The sequence below is a fragment of the Amycolatopsis sp. NPDC006125 genome (assembly GCF_040614195.1).
Taxonomy (GTDB): domain Bacteria; phylum Actinomycetota; class Actinomycetes; order Mycobacteriales; family Pseudonocardiaceae; genus Amycolatopsis_E; species Amycolatopsis_E tucumanensis.
In genome coordinates, this window is sequence record NZ_JBEXTZ010000003.1 from 49,493 (window position 1) to 71,081 (window position 21,589).

The 21,589-nt window shown below is 72.2% G+C and carries 21 protein-coding genes and 1 tRNA gene; 14 read left to right on the plus strand and 8 right to left on the minus strand.

Translation table 11 applies throughout. The features are described from left to right. The first annotated feature begins 71 nt into the window (after positions 1 to 71). From ABZ193_RS02640 to ABZ193_RS02655, 4 genes are read left to right on the plus strand one after another with little or no spacing between them, the layout of a single operon-like run. Positions 72 to 1,082: an iron-siderophore ABC transporter substrate-binding protein gene (locus ABZ193_RS02640; protein WP_354708607.1), complete on the plus strand. Its 1,011-nt coding sequence runs from the start codon at positions 72 to 74 to the stop codon at positions 1,080 to 1,082. Positions 1,083 to 1,086: 4 nt separating this feature from the next. Further along, positions 1,087 to 2,118, plus strand: coding sequence for an iron chelate uptake ABC transporter family permease subunit (locus ABZ193_RS02645; RefSeq protein WP_354708608.1), 1,032 nt, complete (start codon positions 1,087 to 1,089; stop codon positions 2,116 to 2,118). After that, positions 2,115 to 3,137, plus strand: coding sequence for an iron chelate uptake ABC transporter family permease subunit (locus tag ABZ193_RS02650; RefSeq protein WP_354708609.1), 1,023 nt, complete (start codon positions 2,115 to 2,117; stop codon positions 3,135 to 3,137). The genes ABZ193_RS02645 and ABZ193_RS02650 overlap by 4 nt, the downstream gene beginning before the upstream one ends. Beyond that, entirely contained in the window at positions 3,134 to 3,733 is a 600-nt protein-coding gene (locus tag ABZ193_RS02655; RefSeq protein WP_354708610.1) for an MSMEG_1061 family FMN-dependent PPOX-type flavoprotein, read from the plus strand. Before ABZ193_RS02650 ends, ABZ193_RS02655 begins: the two co-directional genes overlap by 4 nt. On the opposite strand, the gene ABZ193_RS02660 is transcribed toward ABZ193_RS02655, so the two are convergent. Next, positions 3,720 to 4,340 (minus strand): hypothetical protein, encoded by a 621-nt coding sequence (locus ABZ193_RS02660; protein WP_237338314.1) that lies wholly within the window; start codon positions 4,338 to 4,340, stop codon positions 3,720 to 3,722. The two genes, ABZ193_RS02655 and ABZ193_RS02660, sit on opposite strands and share 14 nt — an antisense overlap. A gap of 5 nt (positions 4,341 to 4,345) precedes the next feature. Next, complete coding sequence (locus ABZ193_RS02665; RefSeq protein WP_237338315.1) at positions 4,346 to 5,848, minus strand: PAS domain-containing protein; 1,503 nt, start codon at positions 5,846 to 5,848, stop codon at positions 4,346 to 4,348. Positions 5,849 to 5,923: 75 nt separating this feature from the next. On the opposite strand from ABZ193_RS02665, the gene ABZ193_RS02670 reads away from it, so the two are divergent. The 8 genes from ABZ193_RS02670 (at position 5,924) to ABZ193_RS02705 (ending at position 15,750) form a co-directional block, all read left to right on the plus strand. Next, complete coding sequence (locus ABZ193_RS02670; RefSeq protein WP_027931529.1) at positions 5,924 to 6,262, plus strand: PadR family transcriptional regulator; 339 nt, start codon at positions 5,924 to 5,926, stop codon at positions 6,260 to 6,262. Further along, on the plus strand, positions 6,259 to 7,059 hold the full coding sequence (locus ABZ193_RS02675) for an ATP-binding cassette domain-containing protein (protein WP_354708613.1): 801 nt from the start codon (positions 6,259 to 6,261) through the stop codon (positions 7,057 to 7,059). Before ABZ193_RS02670 ends, ABZ193_RS02675 begins: the two co-directional genes overlap by 4 nt. Further along, on the plus strand, positions 7,056 to 7,748 hold the full coding sequence (locus ABZ193_RS02680; protein ID WP_020416651.1) for a hypothetical protein: 693 nt from the start codon (positions 7,056 to 7,058) through the stop codon (positions 7,746 to 7,748). Before ABZ193_RS02675 ends, ABZ193_RS02680 begins: the two co-directional genes overlap by 4 nt. A 654-nt stretch (positions 7,749 to 8,402) precedes the next feature. Continuing rightward, positions 8,403 to 8,621 (plus strand): helix-turn-helix transcriptional regulator, encoded by a 219-nt coding sequence (locus tag ABZ193_RS02685; RefSeq protein ID WP_017981277.1) that lies wholly within the window; start codon positions 8,403 to 8,405, stop codon positions 8,619 to 8,621. A 44-nt stretch (positions 8,622 to 8,665) separates the two neighbouring features. Beyond that, positions 8,666 to 12,220: a ThuA domain-containing protein gene (locus ABZ193_RS02690; RefSeq protein WP_354708614.1), complete on the plus strand. Its 3,555-nt coding sequence runs from the start codon at positions 8,666 to 8,668 to the stop codon at positions 12,218 to 12,220. A gap of 65 nt (positions 12,221 to 12,285) precedes the next feature. Continuing rightward, positions 12,286 to 13,881, plus strand: coding sequence for a chitobiase/beta-hexosaminidase C-terminal domain-containing protein (locus ABZ193_RS02695; protein WP_354708616.1), 1,596 nt, complete (start codon positions 12,286 to 12,288; stop codon positions 13,879 to 13,881). Positions 13,882 to 13,906: 25 nt separating this feature from the next. Further along, positions 13,907 to 14,827: a multicopper oxidase domain-containing protein gene (locus ABZ193_RS02700; RefSeq protein ID WP_020416648.1), complete on the plus strand. Its 921-nt coding sequence runs from the start codon at positions 13,907 to 13,909 to the stop codon at positions 14,825 to 14,827. Between the two features lie 20 nt (positions 14,828 to 14,847). Then, positions 14,848 to 15,750, plus strand: coding sequence for a sugar phosphate isomerase/epimerase (locus tag ABZ193_RS02705; RefSeq protein ID WP_020416647.1), 903 nt, complete (start codon positions 14,848 to 14,850; stop codon positions 15,748 to 15,750). 188 nt (positions 15,751 to 15,938) lie between these two features. Here ABZ193_RS02705 and ABZ193_RS02710 read toward each other — a convergent pair whose 3' ends face one another. The 5 genes from ABZ193_RS02710 to ABZ193_RS02730 form a co-directional block, all read right to left on the minus strand. After that, the gene (locus tag ABZ193_RS02710) at positions 15,939 to 16,142 is read right to left on the minus strand and encodes a LuxR C-terminal-related transcriptional regulator (RefSeq protein WP_354708618.1); all 204 of its coding nucleotides are present in this window, start codon (positions 16,140 to 16,142) and stop codon (positions 15,939 to 15,941) included. Between the two features lie 56 nt (positions 16,143 to 16,198). Further along, a complete protein-coding gene (locus tag ABZ193_RS02715) occupies positions 16,199 to 16,663 on the minus strand; it encodes a hypothetical protein (RefSeq protein WP_354708620.1) in 465 nt (154 codons plus the stop codon). 11 nt (positions 16,664 to 16,674) lie between these two features. After that, entirely contained in the window at positions 16,675 to 17,778 is a 1,104-nt protein-coding gene (locus tag ABZ193_RS02720) for a glutamate--cysteine ligase (RefSeq protein ID WP_354708622.1), read from the minus strand. Further along, complete coding sequence (locus tag ABZ193_RS02725) at positions 17,775 to 19,580, minus strand: FAD/NAD(P)-binding protein (RefSeq protein ID WP_354708624.1); 1,806 nt, start codon at positions 19,578 to 19,580, stop codon at positions 17,775 to 17,777. Before ABZ193_RS02725 ends, ABZ193_RS02720 begins: the two co-directional genes overlap by 4 nt. Positions 19,581 to 20,028: 448 nt before the next feature. Continuing rightward, positions 20,029 to 20,101 (minus strand) — tRNA-Asn (locus tag ABZ193_RS02730). A 143-nt stretch (positions 20,102 to 20,244) separates the two neighbouring features. On the opposite strand from ABZ193_RS02730, the gene ABZ193_RS02735 reads away from it, so the two are divergent. Next, complete coding sequence (locus ABZ193_RS02735) at positions 20,245 to 20,487, plus strand: hypothetical protein (RefSeq protein ID WP_017981268.1); 243 nt, start codon at positions 20,245 to 20,247, stop codon at positions 20,485 to 20,487. 54 nt (positions 20,488 to 20,541) lie between these two features. Here ABZ193_RS02735 and ABZ193_RS02740 read toward each other — a convergent pair whose 3' ends face one another. After that, positions 20,542 to 20,718, minus strand: a complete 177-nt coding sequence (locus ABZ193_RS02740) for a replication initiator (protein ID WP_237338337.1) — start codon at positions 20,716 to 20,718, stop codon at positions 20,542 to 20,544. 276 nt (positions 20,719 to 20,994) lie between these two features. On the opposite strand from ABZ193_RS02740, the gene ABZ193_RS02745 reads away from it, so the two are divergent. Next, positions 20,995 to 21,588 (plus strand): XRE family transcriptional regulator, encoded by a 594-nt coding sequence (locus ABZ193_RS02745; RefSeq protein WP_237338338.1) that lies wholly within the window; start codon positions 20,995 to 20,997, stop codon positions 21,586 to 21,588. Position 21,589: the final 1 nt, after the last annotated feature.

The following is a 21,589-nucleotide window of genomic DNA, read 5'->3' on the forward strand; positions in this document are numbered from 1 at the left end:
ACGACCATCTGGACTGCGAACCCAGGCCTACCTAATTTAGGATCGGCTTACCTAATCCGAGAGGCTTCCCCATGCGTTTCCCCCGGCCGCGTGCGCGCGGTTCCCTCCTGGCTCTCCTCCTGGGCGCGGTCCTCGTGCTCGCGGGCTGCGGCTCGTCCGCGGAGCAGAGCGCGACCGAGCCGGCGACCCCGGCGAGCGGTCAGTTCCCGGTCACCATCCCGACCGCGTTCGGCGACGTGACGATCGAGCAGCAGCCCAAACGGGTCGTCGCGCTCGGATGGGGTGACGCGGAGGTCGCGCTGACCCTCGGCGTGCAGCCGGTCGGCGCCGCGGACTGGCTGCCGATCGGCGGCGACGGCGTCGCGCCGTGGATGCCGCAGGACAAGCACTACACGACCGCGCCGACGATGCTCGGCACGCTGGAGGTCAGCGCCGAGCAGGTCGCCGCGCTCAACCCGGACCTGATCCTGGACACCCGCGCCAGCGGCGACAAGGCCCGCTACGACCAGCTGGCCGCCCTCGGCGTCCCCGTGCTGAGCATCCCGGCAGGCGGCGAGGCCTACGCGACCACCTGGCAGCAGCAGCTCGACATGATCGGCAAGGCGCTCGGCCGGACCGCCGAGGCCGCGCAGGTGCGCAACGACCTGGACGCCAAGTTCCAGCAGGCCGCCGACGCGCACCCGGAGTTCAAGGGCAAGACCGTCGCGGTCGGCGCGAAGATGGCCACCTCCTACGGCGCCTACGTCAACGGCGGCGCGCGCATCGAGTTCATGGAGCGCCTCGGCTTCGCCCAGTCGCCCGCGGTGCAGGCCCTGGCCGGGAAGGACTTCTACATCACCGTCTCGCCGGAGCGGATGGACCTGTTCAACGCCGACCTGACGGTGATCTCGCCGATCGGCATCGACGCGAGCCAGATCGACAGCGACCCGCTGTTCCAGGCGGTGCCCTCGGTCAAGGCCGGGCACGTGGTCGTGCTGTCGGACAAGACGATCTCGCAGGCCTTCGCCAGCGCGACCCCGCTGGGCCTGAGCTACGCGATCGACAAGGTGGTGCCGATGATCACCGAAGCGCTGGCACGCTGACCCGGTGCTCCGCGAAACCACGACCGCGCTCCCCCAGCGCCGCCGGGCCCCGCTCGGCCTCGGCCTGATCCTCGGGCTGGTGGCGCTGGGGCTGGCCGTGGTGGCCAGCATGGCGGTGGGGGCCAAGGGGCTCCCGCCGTCGGCTGTCGTCGACGCCCTGCTGCACCACGACCCCACGAACCCGGATCACGTGATCGTGTGGGAGGTCCGGATCCCGCGCACCCTGATCGGGGTGCTCGCGGGAGCCGCGCTCGGCCTGGCCGGGGCGATCATCCAGGGCGTCACCCGCAACCCGCTCGCCGATCCCGGGATCCTCGGCGTCAACGCGGGCGCGTCGCTGTGCATCGTGGCCGCCATCAGCCTGGCCGGGATCCAGTCGATGACCGGTTACGTCTGGTTCGCGTTCCTCGGCGCGGGCCTCGCGGCGGTCCTGGTCTACGGGATCGGCTCGCTCGGCCGGGACCGCGCCACCCCGTTGAAGATCGCGCTCACCGGCGCCGCGTGCGAGGCCGCGTTCCGGTCGCTGACCACCGGCATCCTGGTCACCGACAACGCCACCTACGAGCAGTTCCGGTTCTGGCAGGTGGGCGCGCTGGCCGGCCGCGATTCGTCGGTCGTGACGCAGGCCCTGCCGTTCCTGGTCGTGGGTTTCGTGCTGGCGCTGGCCTCCGCGCGCGCCCTCAACGGGCTGGCGATGGGTGACGACGTGGCCCGCGGGCTCGGGGTGCACGTCAACGCCGGCCGGGCGTTGTGCGCGCTGGCCGTGGTGATCCTGTGCGGCACCGCGACCGCGATGGCGGGCCCGATCGCCTTCGTCGGCCTGATGGTGCCGCACGCCGCGCGGCTGATCACCGGCCCGGACCACCGGTGGCTGCTGCCGTACTCGATGGTGCTGGCGCCGCTGGTCCTGCTGGCCGCCGACGTCGTCGGGCGGGTGCTCGCGCAGCCCGGCGAACTGCAGGTCGGCATCGTGACGGCGGCGATCGGCGCGCCGGTGTTCATCGCGCTGGTGCGGCGGAAGCGGGTGCGTGGATGACCAGCGTCGTCGAGGTCCACCGCCGCACGGCTCGGCGCACCGCGGCCGTCACCGCCGTGCTGGCCGTCGCGGTGCTCGCGGTCTTCCTGCTCGCACTGTCCATCGGGGACTTCCCGATCGCCCTGCCCGACGTGGTGCGCACGCTCTTCGGCGGCGGCGCCGTGCGGGACGACTACATCGTGCTGCGGCTGCGCCTGCCGCGCGCGCTCGCCGGCCTGCTGGTCGGGTTCGCGTTCGGCCTGTCCGGCGCCCTGTTCCAGCGGCTGCTGCGCAACCCGCTCGCCAGCCCGGACGTCATCGGCGTGACCGCGGGCTCGTCGCTGGCCGCGGTGCTGTGCCTGATCACCCTCGGCGTGTCCGGGCTGGTCGTGCCGGCCGCCGCGCTCACCGGCGGTCTCGCCACGTCGGTCCTGATCCACGCGCTGGCCTGGCGGCGCGGGGTCACCGGGCACCGGCTCGTGCTGGTCGGCATCGGGGTCGCCGCGCTGGCCGCGAGCGCCATGTCCTACCTGCTGACCCGCGCGGACGTGCGGATCGCCGCGCAGGCGCTGGTGTGGATAACCGGCAGCTTCAACCGCGTCGCCTGGGGCGAGGTGCGGATGGCCGCGGTGTTCCTGGTCGTGCTCGTGCCGGCCGCGTTGCTGCTCGGCCGCACGCTGACGGTGCTGGAGCTCGGCGACGACGCCGCCAAGGGGCTGGGCCTGCGGGTGGAACGGGTGCGGCTCGCGTTGCTGGCGCTGGCGGCCGCGCTGTGCGGGGTGGCGACGTCGGTCGGCGGGCCGATCGCGTTCGTGGCGTTCCTGTCCGGGCCGATCGCGACGCGCGTCCTGCGCACCGGCCGTCCCGGGCTGGTCCCGTCCGCGCTCGTCGGCGCGCTGGTCACGCTCCTCGCGGACTTCGCCGCGCAGCACCTGCTCAGCGGCGCCCACCAGCTGCCGGTGGGGGTCGTCACCGGCGCCGTCGGCGCGCCCTACCTGCTGTACCTGCTGGCCACCGCGAGCCGAGGAGCACGTTCATGACCGTCTGGCGCCCCGAGGACGCCGAAGTCGTCACCAGCGAGGCGGAACTGCGCGAGGTGGTCAGCCCGCCCGCGCCGGTGATCGCCGCGAAGGGCCTGGCCGGGATCGACGGGCTGAGCCGGAAGTTCATCGACGCCGCCACGCTGTACTTCGTCGCGACGACCGCGCCGGACGGCAGTCTCGACCTGTCCCCGCGCGGCGACCCGGCCGGCAGCGTCCTGGTCTTCGACGACAGCCGCGCGCTGGCCTTCGCCGACCGGCCCGGCAACCGGCGGCTGGACACGATGCGGAACCTGCTGCGGCACCCGCGCGTGGGGATGCTGTTCGTGGTGCCCGGCAAGGAGGACGTGCTGCGGGTCAACGGCCGCGCGACGATCGTGCGCTCGGCCCCGTTCTTCGGCGAGCTGGCCGAGGGCGGGGTGAAGCCGGCGCTGGCCGTGGTGGTCGAGGTCGAGGAGCTGTTCGTGCACTGCGCCAACGCCTTCCGCCGCTCCGGCGTGTGGGACCCGGCGACCTGGCCGGACCAGGCGGACCTGCCCACCGGCGGTCAGCTGCTGAAGAACCAGCTGGAGACGGCGAAGCTCACCGGCTGGTGAGTGGCGCGGAGTACCAGCGCCATTCGCTGAGGCGAGCTCGTCCCGGCAGCTCGCCCCGGCCGGTCGCCCACAGCAGCGTCGGCCACGGCTCGTCCGGGGCGACGTGCGGGAAGAGCCGTCGCAGCACGGGCTCGCACAGCTCCCCCGGCGGCTCCCAGGCCAGGCCGAGCCCGGTCGCCAGGTCGTGGGTGTGCACCAGGGTCTCCACGATCCCCATCGCCGCGAACCCGGCCGGGTCGGCCTCGCCCCAGACGTGCCAGGCCCGCACGTGCGCCGGGGTGGTGCGCACCATCGCGGTCAGCAGCGCCGCGCTCGCCTCCACGACGCGCAGCAGCCCGGCCGGGCCCGCGGAGCGGTCCGCGTGCACGGCGTTCGACGGGCCGCCCGGCCGCAGCCGCTGCCACAGGTAGGGCACCTCCCCGTGGCGGGGCGGGATGCGCGGCCCGAGCCGGACCGCGTAGCCGAAGAAGTCGTCGGAGAGGTGCTCGGCGGTTTCCCAGCAGCTCCAGTCGAGATCGCCCGCGGGAACGTCCCAGTCGGCGTCGATCGCGGTGCGCAGCGTGCCGAGCGCGAGCTGGACGGCGTCGTCGAGGTGGTCGGCGTTCATCTCACTCATGATCCCCCGAGCGGCATCCGCCAGGTGTAGCGCCGTTCCCCGTCTCCGGTGTCGAGGGTCAGGGACCCGCCGAGCTGGTCCGCGCGCCGGGCCAGCGCGGTCAGGCCCAGTTCGGCGATGCCGGCGGGCAGGACGAGCCCGCGGACCGTCAGCTCGCCGACCACGTGGGGCGGCTGGACGCCCACCGATACCGTCACCTGCGCAGTCCGGTCCCGCACCTCGCCGACCAGCACTTCGGACAGGACCGCGATCAGGTGCTGCTCGGCCCGTTCGCCGAGCACGCCGTTGAGGCGGGGGTCCAGCCGCGAGGTGGTGGCGAACCCCTGCGCCTCGGCGGCGTGGTCGATGAGGTCCTGCAGCCGCTCGCGGAAGGTCCGGCCGTCCGGGCGCACTCCCGCGGTGCGGAACACCGCGGAATGCAGCTCCTGTACCACACCGTCCAGCGCGACGACCACACCGCGCACGCGCCGCGCCGGCTCGTCCCGGATGATCAGCTCGGCCGCGGAGCTCAGCTCGAGCCCGAGCTGGAACAACCGGCTCACCACCGACCCGTGCAGGTCGCGGGCGATCCGGTCGCGGTCCTCCAGCAGCAGCAGGCGAGCGGTGTCCCGCCGCCGGTCGCCCAGTTCCAGCGCCAGCTCGGCCTGCGTGGCGAACGGCTCCAGCGGCACGATGGCCGGGCTGCCCAGCCCGCTCCGGCCCGGCGGGTTCGTGACGACCAGGACGCCACGGACCTCCTCCTCGTGGCGCAGCGGCACCGCCACCGCGACGCCGTCGCCGGTCACCCGCACGCCGGGCCTGCCGGTGCGGCGGACCTCCTCGGCCAGCGCGGCCGGGTCCACGGCGGCGTCCCCGGCCTCCGCGGCGACGGCGAACCGGTCGCCTTCCCGCAGGAGGACGCACCCGCTCGCGGCGTCGGCGATCTCCTTGGCCCGCAACGCGATCAGCCGCAGCACCACCTCGGGTGGCGCGTCGGCGAGCATCGCGGTGGTGATGTCCGTGGCGGCGGCCAGGCGCTGGTTGGTGCGCTCCAGTTCCTTGCTGCGGGCGTAGACCTCCGCCTGCCCGGCCTGCATCTCGGCCGCGTCCTGCCGCGGCAGTCCCAGTTCGCGGAGGACCTCGGTGACCTCCTCGACGCGGTGCAGGATCATCCGGACGCTGCCGTCGTCGTCCAGGACCGGCACGTTGACCGGGCTCCAGAACCGGTGCTCGACCTCGTCCGGTCGGCCGGCCACGGCCACGTCGAACTTGAGCAGCGCCATCACGTTCCGCTCGGCGGTGGCCAGCACGCGGTCCAACGAGGCGCGCAGCGCGCGGGCCGCCTCCGGGTCGTCCGGGAAGGCCTCGAACACGTCGTGGCCCACGAGCTCGGCGCGCGGGCGCCCGGACACCTTCTCGTACGCGTCGTTGACCGCGACGATCACGAAGTCCCTGGACAGCAACGCACTCGGCGTCGCTCCCGCGCGGAACACCGCCTCGAAATCGACACGGTCCGACATCTCCACATTCCAGCTCACGCGACGCCGGGCGGGTAGGTAGCGGCGCAACCTAGATGGCTCTGCTACTTTGTCGGCGTGGATCAGGAGCGGCGGGCCCAGTGGTTGCGCGGCGTGCTGGACCCGTGCGTGCTGGCGCTGGTCGAGCGGCGCGAGTCCTACGGGTACGAGCTGGCGCAGGCGCTGGACGCGGCCGGGCTCGGCCCGATCCAGGGCGGCACGCTGTACCCGGTGCTGCTGCGGTTGCAGCGGACCGGGCTGCTCACCGCGAGCTGGCGGGAGGGCTCGGCCGGTCCCGCGCGCAAGTACTACCGGATCACCGCCGCCGGCGCCGAGAAGCTGCGCCTGACCAGGGCCGACTGGCGCGAGTTCACCGCCGGCGTCGCCGCGGTGCTGGGGGAAGGAGCGACGCGATGAACGTCGACAACTGGCTGACGGCGCTGGCCGGGGAGCTGCACCGGCACGGTGTCAGCCCGGACGTGGGCCGCAACGTGGTCGCCGAGGCGGCCACGCACCTGCGCGACAGCGGCGAGCACCCGTTGCGGGTGTTCGGCCCGCCCGCGGCCTACGCGGCGGCGGTCGTGGACAGCGTCGGCCGTGCGCCGCGCCGGGGCGGGCGGGTGCTGCTGGAAGCCGTGGGGATCACGAAGAAGTACGGCAAGCGGGTCGTGCTGTCCGATGTGGACCTGACGGTGCGGTCCGGGCAGATCGCGGCGGTGGTGGGCGCCAACGGCTGCGGCAAGAGCACGTTCCTGCGGATCTGCGCGGGCATGGTGGGCGCGGACGGCGGCGAGGTGCGGGTGCACGGCTCGCTGGGCTACTGCCCGCAGGCCGGTGGCACGGCGGACTTCCTGACGCCGGACGAGCACTTCGTGCTGATCGGCGCGGGCCGCGGCCTGACGCGGGAGGAGGCGCGCTCGTCCGGGCGCTCGCGCGCGGCGGTGCTCGACTGGCGGGCCGAGCCGGCGCAGGCGCGGCACCTGTCCGGCGGGACGCGGCAGAAGCTGAACCTGGTGCTGGCCGGTCTGGGTGATCCGGACGTGCTGCTGCTGGACGAGCCGTACCAGGGGTTCGACCGCGGGACCTACCTCGACTTCTGGGAGCAGGCGTGGCGGTGGCGCGACGCCGGGAAGGCCGTCGTCGTGGTGACGCACCTGCTCAACCAGGCCGACCGGGTCGACCTGGTGCTCGACCTGACCGGGAGGAACCGATGACCAGGTTCGCCACCGTGGCGGAGATGGCGCTGCGCGAGATGCTGCGGCGCCGGTCGGTGCTCGTCATCCTGGCGGTGCTGCCGCTGGCGTTCTACCTCAGCAGGCGGGGCGACCACCTGGGCCAGTCCGTGCGGTTCGTGTGCCTCGGGCTGGGGTGGGCGCTGAGCACGGCGGCGTTGTTCGCGGGGAGCGCGGCGCGGGAGATCGAGCCGCGCCTGCGGTTGTCCGGGTACCGCAGCCACCACCTGTACGTCGGGCGGCTGGCGGCGCTGTGGGCGGTCGGGGTCGCGCTGGCCGTGCCGTACTTCCTGTTGATCCTGGTGGACCAGGACGGCGTGCGGCACGGGCCGGTGGCGCTGATGATGGCGATCATGGTGGTCGTCTCGGCGCCCTTCGGGCTCGCCCTGAGTGCCATCCTGCCCCGCGAACTCGAGGGGACGCTGGTGCTGCTGGTGGTGGTCGGGCTGCAGATGATGACCGACCCGGGCAGCGCACTGGCGCGCGTGCTGCCGTTCTGGTTCAGCAGGGAGATCGGCACGTACGCGATCGACGGCGTGGACAGCGGGTACCTGGTGCGCGGGGTGCTGCACGGGGTGGTGTGCGCGGTGGTGCTGCTGGCCGGGGTGGCGGTGGCGTCATCCCTCCGCCTGCGGCAGCGGTCGCACCTGAAGTTCGTCGCACCCCGCTGATGGCCTGGGCCCGGCGTACCGTGGCCGGCCCATCCCGCGTGACGCCGGGCCGCCCGGGGCGAGCGCGGATTCGGCCATCCGGCTCCTGCCGGTGACGGCGCTCGTGCGGTTCCGCGACGAGCGACCGGAGGTGCCGGGGCCCGGACCGCCCGGGCCACCGACGGTTCGCCGCGCAACCTGCCCGCGCCCACTCATCCCGCCCGACGCCCGGGCCACCCGGCCCACTCCTCACCTTCATCCCGGCCCCGCCCACGAAGTGGCCTGACCACCTCGCCGGTCAACCCCTCGGCGCCCCGCCCACCCCGCGCGACGCCCGGACCGCCGACGTTCGCCACGTAATCCGCCCACCACCCGCCCACCCCGCCCGACGCCCGTGAACCCTGGTCCCCACTCGGCCCGCTCCCCCTCCGCCACCGGCGTCCGCGGAGAGGACTGAACCACCTCGCCGCTCGGCCCCACGAAAGTTGTGGTCCGAACGGAGTCACTTCTTCCTGTTCGCGACCTTCCAGTGGCCAGTTCGCGACAGACATCTTCCTACCGTGCGCAGAAGTGGTTAGTTTCCCAGAGCATCAGTAGCCCGCTGCTGGGAGGGCAGAGATCAATGTCGATCCGACCCCGAATCACGCTGCCGGCCGGTCTCCGGGCGGACGTGAAGTGACCGCGACGCTCGACCAACCCCTCAGAGTCCTCACCGGCGAGGAGCTGGCCGTCCTCGCCCTGCTCGCCGACGGCCTGCCGATCGACGCGGTCGCGCGGCGGCTCAACCTGTCCAAACGCACGGTGCAGCGCCGGATCAGGCGGATCTGCGACCGGCTGGACGTGCACGCCCCGATCCAGGCCGTGGTCTGGGCCGCGCGGCACAAGCTCATCTGAACCCGAGCGCGGGGAAAACCCGCGCAGTCCGAGCGAGGGATGGTATGCGCTACCGACGTGTCCACGAACCGAACCGGTCCAGACGCCGGTTCCGCCGGGTGCTGGCCCAGTTGTGCGGGCTGGTCCTGCTCACCGCCGTGCCAGTGCTGCCCGCACTCGCGGCGCCGGCACCCGCGCCGCAGCAACAGCAACAGGCCCCCGACCCCATCCGGGTCCTGGTCTTCCACGGCCCGTCCGACCGCCAGGCCGACCCCGTGAACACGGCCGCCGCGGCCGTCCAGGAACTCGGCCGCACCGGCGGGTTCCAGGCCGACGTGGCCGCCGACCCCGCCGTCTTCACCCCGGCCAACCTGGCCCGTTACCGCGGGATCGTGTTCCTGTCCGCCAACTCCGTCACGCTCAGCGCCGCGCAGGAGGACGCGCTCAAGGCGTTCGTCGCGGCGGGCAACGGGTTCGTCGGCGTCCACGACGCCGCCCGCGCGCAGTCCACATCGGACTGGTTCACCGGCCTGATCGGCACCCGGCCCGCCACCAGCCCCGATTCGGTGCAGCAGGCCGTGGTCGACGTGACCGACCGGCAGCACCCCGCGAACGCCGGCCTCCCGCTGAACTGGACCCGCTCCGACCAGTGGCTGAACTGGAGCCCGAACCCGGTCGGCCAGGTGCACACGATCGCGCAGGTCGAGGAGTGGAAGTACCAGCCGGGCCAGGGCAGCAACGGCGCGTTCCACCCGGTGTCCTGGTGCCGCGACTACGACGGCGGCCGCTCCTTCTACACCGGCATGGGCCGCACCGTCGAGAGCTGGACCACCGACCACCTCTTCCGCGGCCACCTGCTCGGCGCGATCCGCTGGACCACCGGCATGGTGCGCGGCGACTGCAAGGCCACGATCGCCTCGAACTACACCGTGGAGCGGCTCACCAAGCCGAACCAGCCCGGCCAGCTCGACCAGATCGGCGAACCGCACGGCTTGACCATCGCCCCCGACGGCAAGGTGTTCTACATCGGCAAGGCCGCCTGCCCGTCCGGTCCGATCGTGGACTGGAACGACCCGAACGTCGGCCTCGGCTGCGGCACCATCCACCAGTGGGACCCGAAGACCAAGCAGGTCAAGCTGCTCACCACGCTGCCCGTGATGGGCAACCGCGGCAGCGGTGACGAACTGGTCAAGAACGAGGAAGGCCTGGTCGGCATGACGCTCGACCCGGACTTCGCCCGCAACGGCTGGTTCTACGTCTACTGGATGCCGCACGAGTCCATCGACCGGGAGAAGCGGATCGGCCAGCGCACGGTGTCCCGCTTCACCTACGACGCCGCGCGGCAGACCATCGACCAGGCCACCCGCAAGGACCTGCTGCACTGGCCTGCCCAGATCCACAGCTGCTGCCACGCCGGCGGCGGCATGGCCTTCGACGACGCGGGCAACCTCTACATCGGCGTCGGCGACAACAACTCCTCCGGCGGCTCCGACGGCTACTCCGGCAACAACTGGACCGCCGAGTACCAGGGCACGTCGTTCCAGGACGCGCGCCGCACCTCGGGCAACACCAACGACCTCAACGGCAAGATCCTGCGCATCCACCCGGAGCCGGACGGCACCTACACGATCCCGCAGGGCAACCTGTTCACCGGCGCCGAGGAGGGCGGCGGCAAGACCCGGCCGGAGATCTACGTGATGGGCGTGCGCAACATCGCCCGCCTGGCGATCGACCGGCAGCACGACTGGCTCACCGCGGGCTGGGTCGGCCCGGACGCCGGCGCCCCGAACCCCGAACTGGGCCCGGCCAAGTACGAGACGGCCACCGTCATCACCTCGGCGGGCAACCAGGGCTGGCCGTACTGCATGGGGAACCGGCAGCCCTACCGCGACCGCAGCAACACCGACGCCAGCGTGCTCACCGGCTGGTACGACTGCGACAACCTGAAGAACACCTCGCCGCGCAACACCGGCCTGGTGGACATCCCGCCCGCGCGGGACAACGCGATCTGGTACTCGCCGCAGGGCGGCGGGCCGGTCTACCCGGCGCGCGCGGACGGCAGCGGCATCCCGTCCTATGTGGAGTCCGAGGCGACCTACACCGAGCCCTACCTCAAGGGCGGCGGGCAGGCCGTGATGTCCGGCCCGACCTACCACCGCGCCGAGGTGAACACCGCCAGCGGCGTCGCGTGGCCGGCGTACTGGGAGGACAAGTGGTTCATCGGTGACGAGTCCAACGGCAACAACCGCATCGCGGTGACGCTGGACCCGGCGCGCGTGCCGACTCAGGGCGCGCCCGCGTTCGCCGAGGACCTGCGGCAGATCATCAAGGGCGGCGGAGGCGAGGGCGGCCTGCAGAGCTGGATGGACGCCAAGTTCGGCCCGGACGGCGCGCTGTACCTGCTGGACTACGCCGGTGGCTTCTTCAGCCTCGACCCGAACCAGAAGCTGCTGCGCATCACCTACCACGGCGGCGCGGCGACCCCGGCTCCGGAGTCGGCGACCGTCGGGACCACCACCCAGGCCGGCCCGATGACCATGGCGTTCAACAGCGCCAAGGCCGGCGGCGTCGCGTGGCGCTGGGACTTCGGGGACGGCACCACCTCCACCGAGGCCAACCCCCAGCACACCTACCTGCGCGGCGGCACCTACTACGCGACGCTGGAGGTCACCTACGCCGACGGGACGAAGGCCACCGCGAACCTGCCGGTGACCATCAGCTGCCCGGCGCCGGACGCCCGGCAGAAGGTGTGGTTCCTGGACAACGAAACCGCGGTGCCCAACCGCAACATCGGCCTCGGCTGCACGATCAACGACCTTGTCGATGACGAGCGGCCGTGGGCGAGCCACGACGCGTTCACCACGTACGCCACCGACGTGGTCACGAAGCTGCGTGGCTTCGGGCTGCTGTCCGACAAGGAGGCCAACCAGCTGATCCGGGCCGCCTCGGCGTCCCAGGTGGGCCGGTCCACCGCCTACGAGTGGCTCTTCGACGGCACCTCGATGAACGGCTGGACCCAGGCGCCGGACGGCCGGTTCGACCTGCAACCCGACGGCACCCTGCACAGCGCCGGTGGCATGGGCATGCTGTGGTACTCCGGCAAGGCGTTCGGCGACTTCTCGGTGCGGCTGCAGTTCCGCGACGTGGCGCCGGCCGGCGACCGGGCCAACAGCGGCGTGTTCACCCGGTTCCCCGACGTGCGAACCCCGCTGGAGCAACGCCCGCCGGGCAGCTGCGGAACGGTCGGCTCGGCGCGGACGTCGCAGGCGTGGGTCGCGATCTACTGTGGACAGGAGATCCAGATCAACGACAACACCGCGGGGGATGCGCAGAAGACCGGTTCGGTCTACAACTTCTCCCAGGTGGGGCTGGACCGGGCGATGCCGACGCCGAAGGGCGTGTGGAACGACTACGAGGTGCGGGTGACCGGCCAGCACTACACGATCATCCGCAACGGCGTGGTGATCAACGAGTTCGACAACACGCCGGGCAAGCAGTCCTCGCGCGCCGGTGACCCGCCGACCGATCTGCGGCAGTTCTTCAGCGGGTTCATCGGTCTGCAGAACCACAGCGACCGCGACGTGATCGAGTTCCGCAACATCCGGGTGCGGCAGCTCTAGCAATCCCGATCCCCCGGTGGCGCCGCCGCGTGCGGCGCCACCGGCTCCACCCTGCGAGGAATCCCATGAGAATTCTGCGTGGCGCTCTGGTGGCCGCGACGGCGGGACTGTGCCTGCTCACCGGCACGACCACCGCCGCGATCGCCGAGCCCGTGCCGATCACCGCGGCGGCGGAACAGGTGCTGACCTGGACCGCCGACGACAGCCTGACCGAGTACGCCTCGGCGCCTGCCACGGCGGTCGCGGGCGCGGCGACCATCGTGTTCGAGAACAGCACCGAGACCGGCAACACCACCGGCATGACCCACACGCTGACCTTCGACACGTCGACGCCGGGCTACAACCACGACGTCGACCTCAACATCACCGCGAGCCCCCTGGACGCCGAGCACGGGCTGCACCAGGCGCAGGTGACCCTCACGCCGGGCAAGTACCGCTACTACTGCGCGATGCCCGGGCACACGATGAGCGGCGAGCTGATCGTCACCGAGAGCGGCGAGCAGGACACCACCCCGCCGGAGGTGACCGCGACCGTCGACGGCACCACCGACCCCGACGGCAACTACGTCGGCACCGCCACCCTCACCCTGACCGCGACCGACGACAGCTCCGGCGTCGGCACCGTCGAGTACACGCTCGACGACGACACCTACCGGCCCTACAGCGGCCCGGTCACCATCACCGCGCCGGGCGCGCACACCGTGCACTACCGCGCCACCGACAAGGCGGGCAACGCCAGCGACCCCAAGACGCTGGTGATCAACGTCGTGCAGCCGAACGAGGACACCACCGCGCCGGTGGTGAACGCCAGCGTCGCGGGCGAGCGCAACGACGCCGGGAACTACGCGGGCAGCGCGACCGTGACGCTCACCGCGACCGACGGCGAGTCCGGCGTGGCGAAGATCGAGTACACAATGGACGGCGGCGCGTACGCGACCTACAGCCAGCCGCTGGTGCTGGGCACCGGCACGCACACCCTGACCTACCGCGCCACCGACAAGGCCGGCAACACCAGCGAGCCGAAAACCCTGACGGTCAAGGTGGATCCGCTCGGCGACGTCACGGCGCCGTTCGTGACCGCCGACCTGGACGGTGAGCTGAACACCGAGGGCTCCTACGCCGGCAAGGCCACCCTCGTCCTGGCGGCCACCGACACCGAGTCCGGGATCGCCTCCATCGAGTACGACCTGGACGGCACCGGTTTCGTCCGCTACGGCCAGCCGGTGACCATCACCGCGGTCGGCACGCACATGCTGCACTACCGCGCGACCGACCGGGCCGGCAACACCAGCGCCGTGCAGATGCTGTCGTTCACCATCGCCGAAGCGGGCGACCTGACCCCGCCGGTGGTCACCGTGCAGCTGGCCGGGCCGCAGAACTGGTCGTGGGACTACGTCGGCCCGGTGACGGTCACCCTGGCCGCGACCGACGAGGCCTCCGGCGTCGCGCGCATCCAGTACTCCTTGGACGGCAACGTGTTCACCCGCTACAACAAGCCGTTCGTCGTCGACCGCGTCGGCACCCACACGGTCCGCTACCGCGCCACCGACGAGGCGGGCAACACCAGCGAGATCGGCAGCGTCACGTTCACCGTCGTGTCGTCGAGCGGCCCCTCGAAGCAGGAGCGGCAGCCGAACCCGGCGTTCGAACGCATGGTGTGACTCCTCTCCACGAAAGGACCTTTCCATGGCCAAGATGACGCGGCGCGCCGTGCTCGGCACCGCGGCGGCCGGGCTGGCCGCGTCGGTGCCCGGCGTCGCGGCGGCCGCCCCGGTGCGGGCGCAGGGCACGACCCGGCGGATCACGATGTACGCCGAGAAGATCTCCGACGAGCTGTACGGCTACGGGCTCGCGCCCGGCGGGGCGACGGTGCCCGGGCCGGTGCTGGAGATGTGGGAGGGCGACACCCTCGAGATCGACCTGGTCAACACGACCGACCGGGTGCTGTCGCTGCACCCGCACGGCGTCGACTACGACGTGAACTCCGACGGCACCCTGATGAACGGGTCCGCGGTGATGCCCGGCCAGACCCGGCGCTACACCTGGCGCAGTCACGTGGGTTACCGGCGGGCGGACGGGTCGTGGGCGGAGGGCACGGCGGGTTACTGGCACTACCACGACCACGCGATGGGCACCGAGCACGGCACCGAGGGTGTGCTCAAGGGCCTGTACGGGGCGCTGGTGGTGCGGCGGCAGGGCGATCTGCTGCCGAAGCGGCAGTTCACCGTGGTGTTCAACGACATGATGATCAACAACCGGGCGCACCACGACGCGCCGACGTTCGAGGCAAACCTCGGCGAGCGGGTGGAGTGGATCGCGATCGGGCACGGCAGCAACTTCCACACCTTCCACCTGCACGGGCACCGCTGGCTGGACAACCGGACCGGCATGCGCACCAGCGAGTACGACCCGAGCCCGCTGATCGACATCAAGGACCTCAACCCCGGGGTGTCGTTCGGGTTCCAGGTGATCGCCGGTGAGGGGGTCGGGCCGGGGATGTGGATGTACCACTGCCACGTCCAGAACCACTCGGACATGGGGATGGCGGGGATGTTCCTGGTCCGCAACGCCGACGGCACGATGCCGGCCGGTGTCCACGAACACTGATTTCTGGGAAGGAGAGCGTCATGTGTGGTGGAGTTCCGGTCGTCTTCGACCGGCGCAAGTTCCTGGCGGGCGTGGCGGCGACCGCGGCCGGGGTGGCGGTGGTGGGGGCTGCTCCGGTAGCGGCCGCGTCGCCGGGGCGGCGGATCCCGAACAGCCGGATCGGGCTGCAGATGTACTCGGTGCGGGACGCGTTCATGTCACAGCCGGAGGCGGTGCTGCGGGCGCTCGCGCGGGCCGGGTACCGGAACCTGGAGTTCGCCGGATTCCCCGGTGGCACGGATCCGGCGCACGCGCGGGAGATCCGGCCGCTGCTGGACAAGTACGGCCTGCGGGCGGTGTCCAGCCACCACGGGTACGCGGAGTTCCTCGACGAGGCGCGGGTCGGTGAGCTGATCGAGATGGCGCGGATCCTGGGGCAGCGCTACATCGTGTGCCCCGGCGGGGTGCCGGACACGGCGGAGGGTTTCGCCGAGGCCGGGCCCGCGTTCAACCGGGCCGGGGAGCGGATCCGCCGGGCGGGGATGAAGCTGGGGTACCACAACCACACCAGCGAGTTCACCGGTCATGGTCCGGATGGGCGGACCTTCTACCAGATCCTGCTGGACAGTTCCGATCCCGAGTTGCTGTACCTGGAGCTGGACATGGGGTGGTCGTCCGCGGCGGGGCTGAGCGCGCAGGAGAACGTCGAGCTGATCCGGGCCAACCGGGGCCGGATGCTGCTGGCGCACGTGAAGGACCTGGACGCCAACGGCAATCTGGCGGACCTGGGCACCGGGGTGGTCGACTACCGCACGATCCTCAGCGGGGCGACCCGCCTGGGCATGCGCGAGTTCATCATCGAGAACGACGACCAGAGCAACCCGCTGACCGATTCCCGGGCCGACCGCATGCACGACTACCTGGCCGCGCTGCGCCTGCGATAGCCGCGGCAGCGATAGCCGCGGCAGCGGCAGCGGTAGCCGCGGCAGCGGCAGCGGCAGCGGCAGCGGCAGCGGTAGCCGCGGCAGCGGTGGGGGTTCCGGCTCCGGCGGGGTGTGGCAGGCCCGCCGGAGCCGGACCCCCGCCGCACGTGCCCGCGCGCAGCACTCCCCAGTCGCCCGCCGGCGCGGGGTCAGATCACCCCGCGCCGGACGGCCCACACCACCGCTTCGATGGGCGTCGCCACGCCGAGGCGGTCGCAGACCGCCCGGATCCGGCGTCGCACGGTGCGACCGGACAGGCCCACCCGCCCGGCCACCTCCTCCGGCGACAGCCCGTCCGCGAGCAGGCCCAGCAGCACCACGTCGCCGCAGGTCAACTCGGTTTCGGTCCCCACACTGCGATCGTCATCGCTGGAGCCGCGGCCGGTCAATGACAGAACAAGACAAGACGTCACACGGCGGCGGCCGGGTCGAGCCGGTCCCACCCGCCGGTCGGCAGCGGCCGCACCTCCCGCACCCACGACGCCCGCACGTACGGCAGGCACACCTGAACCGGCTCGCCCACAACCGGCCCCAGGTCCCACGCGCACTCCCGCCCCTCCAGCGACGCGGCGAGGAAGTCGTTCCACCGCCCGTAGTCCGACTCCACGACCAGCTCCGCCGGCGCGTCGAACTCGATCGTCGCGAACCCGCGGCTCAGCTCGTGCTCGGCGTCGAACAGCAACATCGCGTCGATCAGCCGCAGCTCCCCGTGCCACGCCCACACCGGCGGCCGCCCACCGGTGCCGACCCCGGCTCGCTCCATCGCCGCCACCATCGCCCGGTACGGCGTCACGAGCCCGGCCGGCACGCGGTCCCAGTCGCCGACGAGGTCGCCGGTCACCCTGGACAGCGGCTGGAAAGTACGCAACAACACGATCACCGAGGCTAACGAGGGCCGCCCCGCGGCACCTCCGGGTAATTCCCGGAACCGGTGAGCAGCTCGACCACCGCGCCGACCCCGCCGCGCTCGAAGGCCGCCCGCTGCCGCGACGCCCCGCCGCCGGCCGCCACCAGCGACGGCACCGCTTGCTCGGCGAACTCCTTCGCCCCGCCGTCCAGGTGCGGCCGGACCTCGTCCAGCAACCGGGCGAGCACCACCGGAACCGGCCGCAGCACCCGGTCCACCGGGTCGACGCAGGTCCCGTCCAGGCCGTCCCGCGCCGCGCGCCACAGGTCGGCCCGCAGCACTTCCTGCGGCACCCGCGGCGCGTCCACCCCGTCGCCGATCCGGGCGAAAGCCGTGGCGGCGAGGCCCTGCGCGAGCACCGCGAGCAGCGCCGCCTCCCGTTCCGTCGCCGCCACGTCGCACACACGGATCTCGACCGTCGGGTGGCGCGGCGACAGGCGCATGTCCCAGTAGAGGTTCCCCGGGTCCATGATCGCGCCCGACCGCGCCATCTCGTCGACGAGCTCCTCGTACTGCCCGGCCGAGTCGGCGTAGGGCGGCGGGCCGCCGCTGGGCCAGCGGGACATCGCCAGGTACCGCCAGCTCGCGTACCCGGTGTCGGCCCCCTCGGCGAACGGCGAGTTGGCGCTGACCGCCAGCAGCACCGGCAGCCACGGCCGCACGTGGTTGATCACCCGCACGCCGGTGTCGGAGTCCGGGACGCCGAGGTGGATGTGGCACCCGCACACGTGTGCCGTGCTCATCAGACCCCGGAAGTGGTCGGCGATCCGCCGGTACCGACGGCCGGGGCTCAGCCGCACCGGATCGGCGCTCATCGGCGGGGACCCGGCGGCCAGCAGCCGCAGACCGGCGCTCGCCGCGCCGTCGCGCAGCCGCGCCCGCTGGTCCCGCAGGCACTCGAGCAGCTCGTCGGACTGCTCGCACACCGGCGTGACCGATTCGACCTGGCAGCTCACCATTTCCGGCTGCAGCTCCCCGGCCACGTCGTCGGACCCGGCGAGCACGGCAGGCGCCGCGGCCGCGAGCCGGTTCCGCCGGTCGACCAGCAGGAACTCCTCCTCGACGCCCACGGTGACGGTCATGCCGCCCCCAGCATCGCGGCCGCGATCGCGTCGGCGTCGCGGCAGAACGGGCTGTCCTGGCCGGGCCGTCCGGTGCCGACCTGGGTGAACCACCGGGTGTTCTGCGTGATCACGCCCAGCGCGTGGATGTCCGGGGCCGGCTCACCGCGCGCGTCGACGACCCGGAACGGCGCGGGCGTGACCGAGAGCCCGCCGGTGGCGAAGGACTCCCCCGTCGCCGGGTCGGTGTTGACGAACTCGCTGATCAGCCCGTCGGCGAGCATCTGCCGGAGCAGCGGGTTGCGGTCCCGCGCCAGGTCCGGGCCAGGGGCGCGCGCGTCGATCAGGGTGCCCGCGTTCCGCCGCGATCCGGCCACCCGCGGCGAGGAGATCGTGAACCCGGCGTCGATCCGCGCGTCCGGGCCGACGACGTCCAGCACACCGGCGTCGAGGAGCGCGACCAGCTGCTCCACGTGGTCCGGCGGCGGCCCGGCGGACAGCAGGAAGTTCGCCGGCACGAACCGGGACAGGAAGTCGCGGTGCGACGAGGGCAGCAGCCCGCCGAAGTCGACGATCCCGGGCAGCGCGGGCCGCAGGGTGCGCAGCATCTCCAGCGCCGCCTTGACCGGGCTGCCTTCCGGGCCGCGCCTGCTCTCCGCGACGTCCCGCACCAGGACCTCCCGCAGCCGCGCGCGGAACTCCGCCGGGTCCGCAAAGGACAGTCCGTCGAACGGGCGCGCCAGCTCCTCCGGTCGCAGGGGCGGCACGTCGGTGAGGCCGAACGCGGCGAGCACCTTGCCCGTGCGGCGTTCGTCCACGCGGTCCCGCTCGTCCACCACGTCCGGGAACGCGGTGGTGAAGCGCGTGGCCTCGTCCTCGCCGTCGCGGAGGCCGACGATCCGGCGGTAGTAGGCGTGCTCGACCTCCGCCCAGATCAGCGGTTCGACCTCGGCGGCGAAGTCCAGTTTGGTGCTGCCGCGCGCGTCCAGCGCGGCCGTGCGCAACCGGTCCAGGCGGGCGGTGGTGAGCAGCACCGGGTCCGGGGCGAGGTCGGGGCGGTGCACCTGGGCGCGCGCCAGGAAGGGCAGACCGCTGCGCGACCCGGCGACGATCAGCGGTTCGTCGCCGCTTGGCACGTACCGCAGCTTTCCGTCCGCGCGGGTGAAGCGGCCGCCGCGGCCGAGGGTCAGCGACCGGACGACGTCGTAGAACGTGAGGCCGAGCCCGCGAACCGCGACGGTCTCCCCGGCGAGGATGTCGTCGAGCGGCAGGTCGGCGGCGATGCCCGGCCCCAGGACCCGGCCGCTCGCCCGGAGCCGCCGGTCCTCCTCGGACGGTTCCAGGTCGCTGTGGCCGGTGGTCAGAACGACTTTGTCGGCGAGGATCGTCCTGTCCGGCAGCCGCAACCGCAGCCCACTCGCCGTGCGGGTCAGGCCGGTCACCTGCGTGGTGACAGGCCGGATCTCCACCCCGTCCGGCGCTTCGGCGCACAGCCGGTGGAACGTTTCCCGCAGGTAGGCGCCGTAGTGACGGCGGGAGGGATACTCGTGCGGCGCGACGGCCGACCACGCCGCGAAGTCCCGTCCGGGGAACGGGCTGTCCGGGGAGTGCGCGGTCAGTTCACCGGCCGTGGCGTTGGTGGCGTACCACCCGGACTGCCGGGTGCGCCAGACGCGTCCCGGCCCTGGCTCGACCGGCTCGACCGCCCAGATCGTCACGGGCCGCGGAGCAGCCGCGAGCCGCACCACGAGCCGTTCCAGCACGGACAACCCCCGAGGCCCGACGCCGATGACCGCCAGGGACAGGGGCCGTCGTGATCTCATACGGCTCGGGTACCAAAACGATCAGGAGCGAAACCCGTGCAGTGGGTGAGCCTCCCCTCCTCGGTGGGGGTGTGAGGCCTCGCTGTCGGACCAGGCTGTCAGCGCTCTGGATCGTGCTGCCTGCCGCCCGTCTGCGTTGCGCCCTCAAGGCGCACCCGCCGGGGCAGCTGGACGAGCTCGTGTTCATCACCCGATCGGGAGGGTGGTCGTGCCGAGGAACGTGAACACCGAGTGTTACGGAGAGCGAGCATCGATCGCAGCCGCGTGCATGACTTGCGCCACACCTGCGCGACACTGCTCCTGGAGGACGGGGTGACCATCCACGAGGTGATGGAACCAGGCGAAGAGGCAGATGGCCGAGCGGATGAACCAGTTGGCCGCGGGGAACTGATGTCACCCCTGGACGTCAAAAGGGCCCCGGAGAATCTCCGGGGCCCTGTTTGCACTGCTCCCCCGGCTGGACTCGAACCAGCAACCCTTCGGTTAACAGCCGAATGCTCTGCCAATTGAGCTACAGGGGAACGCTCTGGCCTGCCCGGATCGCTCCGGGCTGACGGGAGAGAACTCTAGCTCATGGGCGATCGCGCTCTGCAAGCACCCCCCGGCAGTTTCGCGCGCCTTGGGGGACAATGAGTGATCGAGCCGGACACACCAGGAGGCGGGCATGAAGACTTTCCTGCTCGGCGCGGCCGTCGGGTACGTGCTCGGGGCGCGGGCGGGGCGTGCGAGGTACGAGCAGATCGTGCGGACCTACCGGGCGGTCGCCGACCACCCCGCGGTCCAGGGCGCGGCTGGCGTCGTGCGCGCCAAGGTCGGCGAGAAGGTGGGTGACAAGCTGCCGTTCGCGCGCTCCCACAGTGGGCCGAACGGCCACCGGGCCCGCGAACCGAAGGCGACGCAGGCGTAGCGGCTCGCCTGCCGGGGGTCCGAGGGCTGTCGCGGGGTGGTGGTCACCCTGCGGTCACCGGGCCCGCGAACCGAAGGCCGGCGCGGTGAGCGTGACGAAGAAGCACGGGTGCTCGGCCACTGTCTCGGGCACGCGCTTGCCGCCGACGAGCCCTGTCTTCGCGAGCTGGTAGGTGTCAGTCCGATAGCTCTCCGCGCACGCCGGACAGACGAGGCGCGGCGGTTCTTGCACGCGACGTAGAGCAGTCCATCCGGGATGTCGTCAGTGACCCGCTCGACTTCACCGCCGCCCCAGTCCGCTTCCACATGAAGGCGCACAGGTCGGGAGCAGGCGGCCCCAGGCATGACGTCCAGTGGTAGTCGGGGCTGGTAGCGCGGCGAAGCAGATCCCGGGCAAGGTCTCGAGCGCTCAAACAGACACCGCCCCGAAACACCGAAGACGGTCGAGCGCTGGATCACCAAGGGCCGCACGCCCTACGCGAAGTCGCGGCACAAGATCGCCGCGATCTTGCAGGAGAGCGAGAGCTACCTGTGGCCTGACGCGCTGTCCGAGGCCAAGGCGAGCGAGGTCAGCAACTCCGAGATCGTGAAGGTTTACGCCCACCGCAACTCGGTGCCGGCCGACCTCTGGGACAAGCTCCTGGACGAGGTGACGACGTACGTGGACATGCTGGTCTACGTGGGCATGTTCATGACCGAGAAGCCCGGGCTGCTGGAGCTGCTGCGCCGCAAGGCCGAGGCAGGGGCACGGATCCGGCTGCTGTTCGGCGACCGGGACGCACCGGCGGTGATTCAGCGCAGCACCGACGAGGGCATCGGCCCGCACACGATCTCGGCGAAGATCGACCACGCCCTGGCCTACTTCCGCAAGCTCGACGGCGTACCCGGAATCGAGATCCGCACGCACCGAACGGTGCTGTACAACAGCATCTTCCGGTTCGACGACGAGATGATCGTGAACCCGCACGTCTACGGCAAGATGGCCGCTCACGCCCCCGCCCTGCACTTGCGGCGACTGTCGGCGGGTGACCTGTTCACCACCTACGCGGACAGCTTCACCGCCGTGTGGGAGCACGCTCAACCGCACAAGTGGGAGGACTGAG

Excerpts from the sequence above, each read along its gene's own strand:
- ABZ193_RS02640 (WP_354708607.1), top strand. The coding sequence starts at position 72 with ATGCGTTTCCCCCGGCCGCGTGCGCGCGGTTCCCTCCTGGCTCTCCTC.
- ABZ193_RS02650 (WP_354708609.1), top strand. The coding sequence starts at position 2,115 with ATGACCAGCGTCGTCGAGGTCCACCGCCGCACGGCTCGGCGCACCGCG.
- ABZ193_RS02655 (WP_354708610.1), top strand. The coding sequence starts at position 3,134 with ATGACCGTCTGGCGCCCCGAGGACGCCGAAGTCGTCACCAGCGAGGCG.
- ABZ193_RS02660 (WP_237338314.1), bottom strand. The coding sequence starts at position 4,340 with ATGAACGCCGACCACCTCGACGACGCCGTCCAGCTCGCGCTCGGCACG.
- ABZ193_RS02665 (WP_237338315.1), bottom strand. The coding sequence starts at position 5,848 with ATGTCGGACCGTGTCGATTTCGAGGCGGTGTTCCGCGCGGGAGCGACG.
- ABZ193_RS02675 (WP_354708613.1), top strand. The coding sequence starts at position 6,259 with ATGAACGTCGACAACTGGCTGACGGCGCTGGCCGGGGAGCTGCACCGG.
- ABZ193_RS02680 (WP_020416651.1), top strand. The coding sequence starts at position 7,056 with ATGACCAGGTTCGCCACCGTGGCGGAGATGGCGCTGCGCGAGATGCTG.
- ABZ193_RS02690 (WP_354708614.1), top strand. The coding sequence starts at position 8,666 with ATGCGCTACCGACGTGTCCACGAACCGAACCGGTCCAGACGCCGGTTC.
- ABZ193_RS02695 (WP_354708616.1), top strand. The coding sequence starts at position 12,286 with ATGAGAATTCTGCGTGGCGCTCTGGTGGCCGCGACGGCGGGACTGTGC.
- ABZ193_RS02700 (WP_020416648.1), top strand. The coding sequence starts at position 13,907 with ATGGCCAAGATGACGCGGCGCGCCGTGCTCGGCACCGCGGCGGCCGGG.
- ABZ193_RS02705 (WP_020416647.1), top strand. The coding sequence starts at position 14,848 with ATGTGTGGTGGAGTTCCGGTCGTCTTCGACCGGCGCAAGTTCCTGGCG.
- ABZ193_RS02720 (WP_354708622.1), bottom strand. The coding sequence starts at position 17,778 with ATGACCGTCACCGTGGGCGTCGAGGAGGAGTTCCTGCTGGTCGACCGG.
- ABZ193_RS02725 (WP_354708624.1), bottom strand. The coding sequence starts at position 19,580 with ATGAGATCACGACGGCCCCTGTCCCTGGCGGTCATCGGCGTCGGGCCT.
- ABZ193_RS02735 (WP_017981268.1), top strand. The coding sequence starts at position 20,245 with ATGAAGACTTTCCTGCTCGGCGCGGCCGTCGGGTACGTGCTCGGGGCG.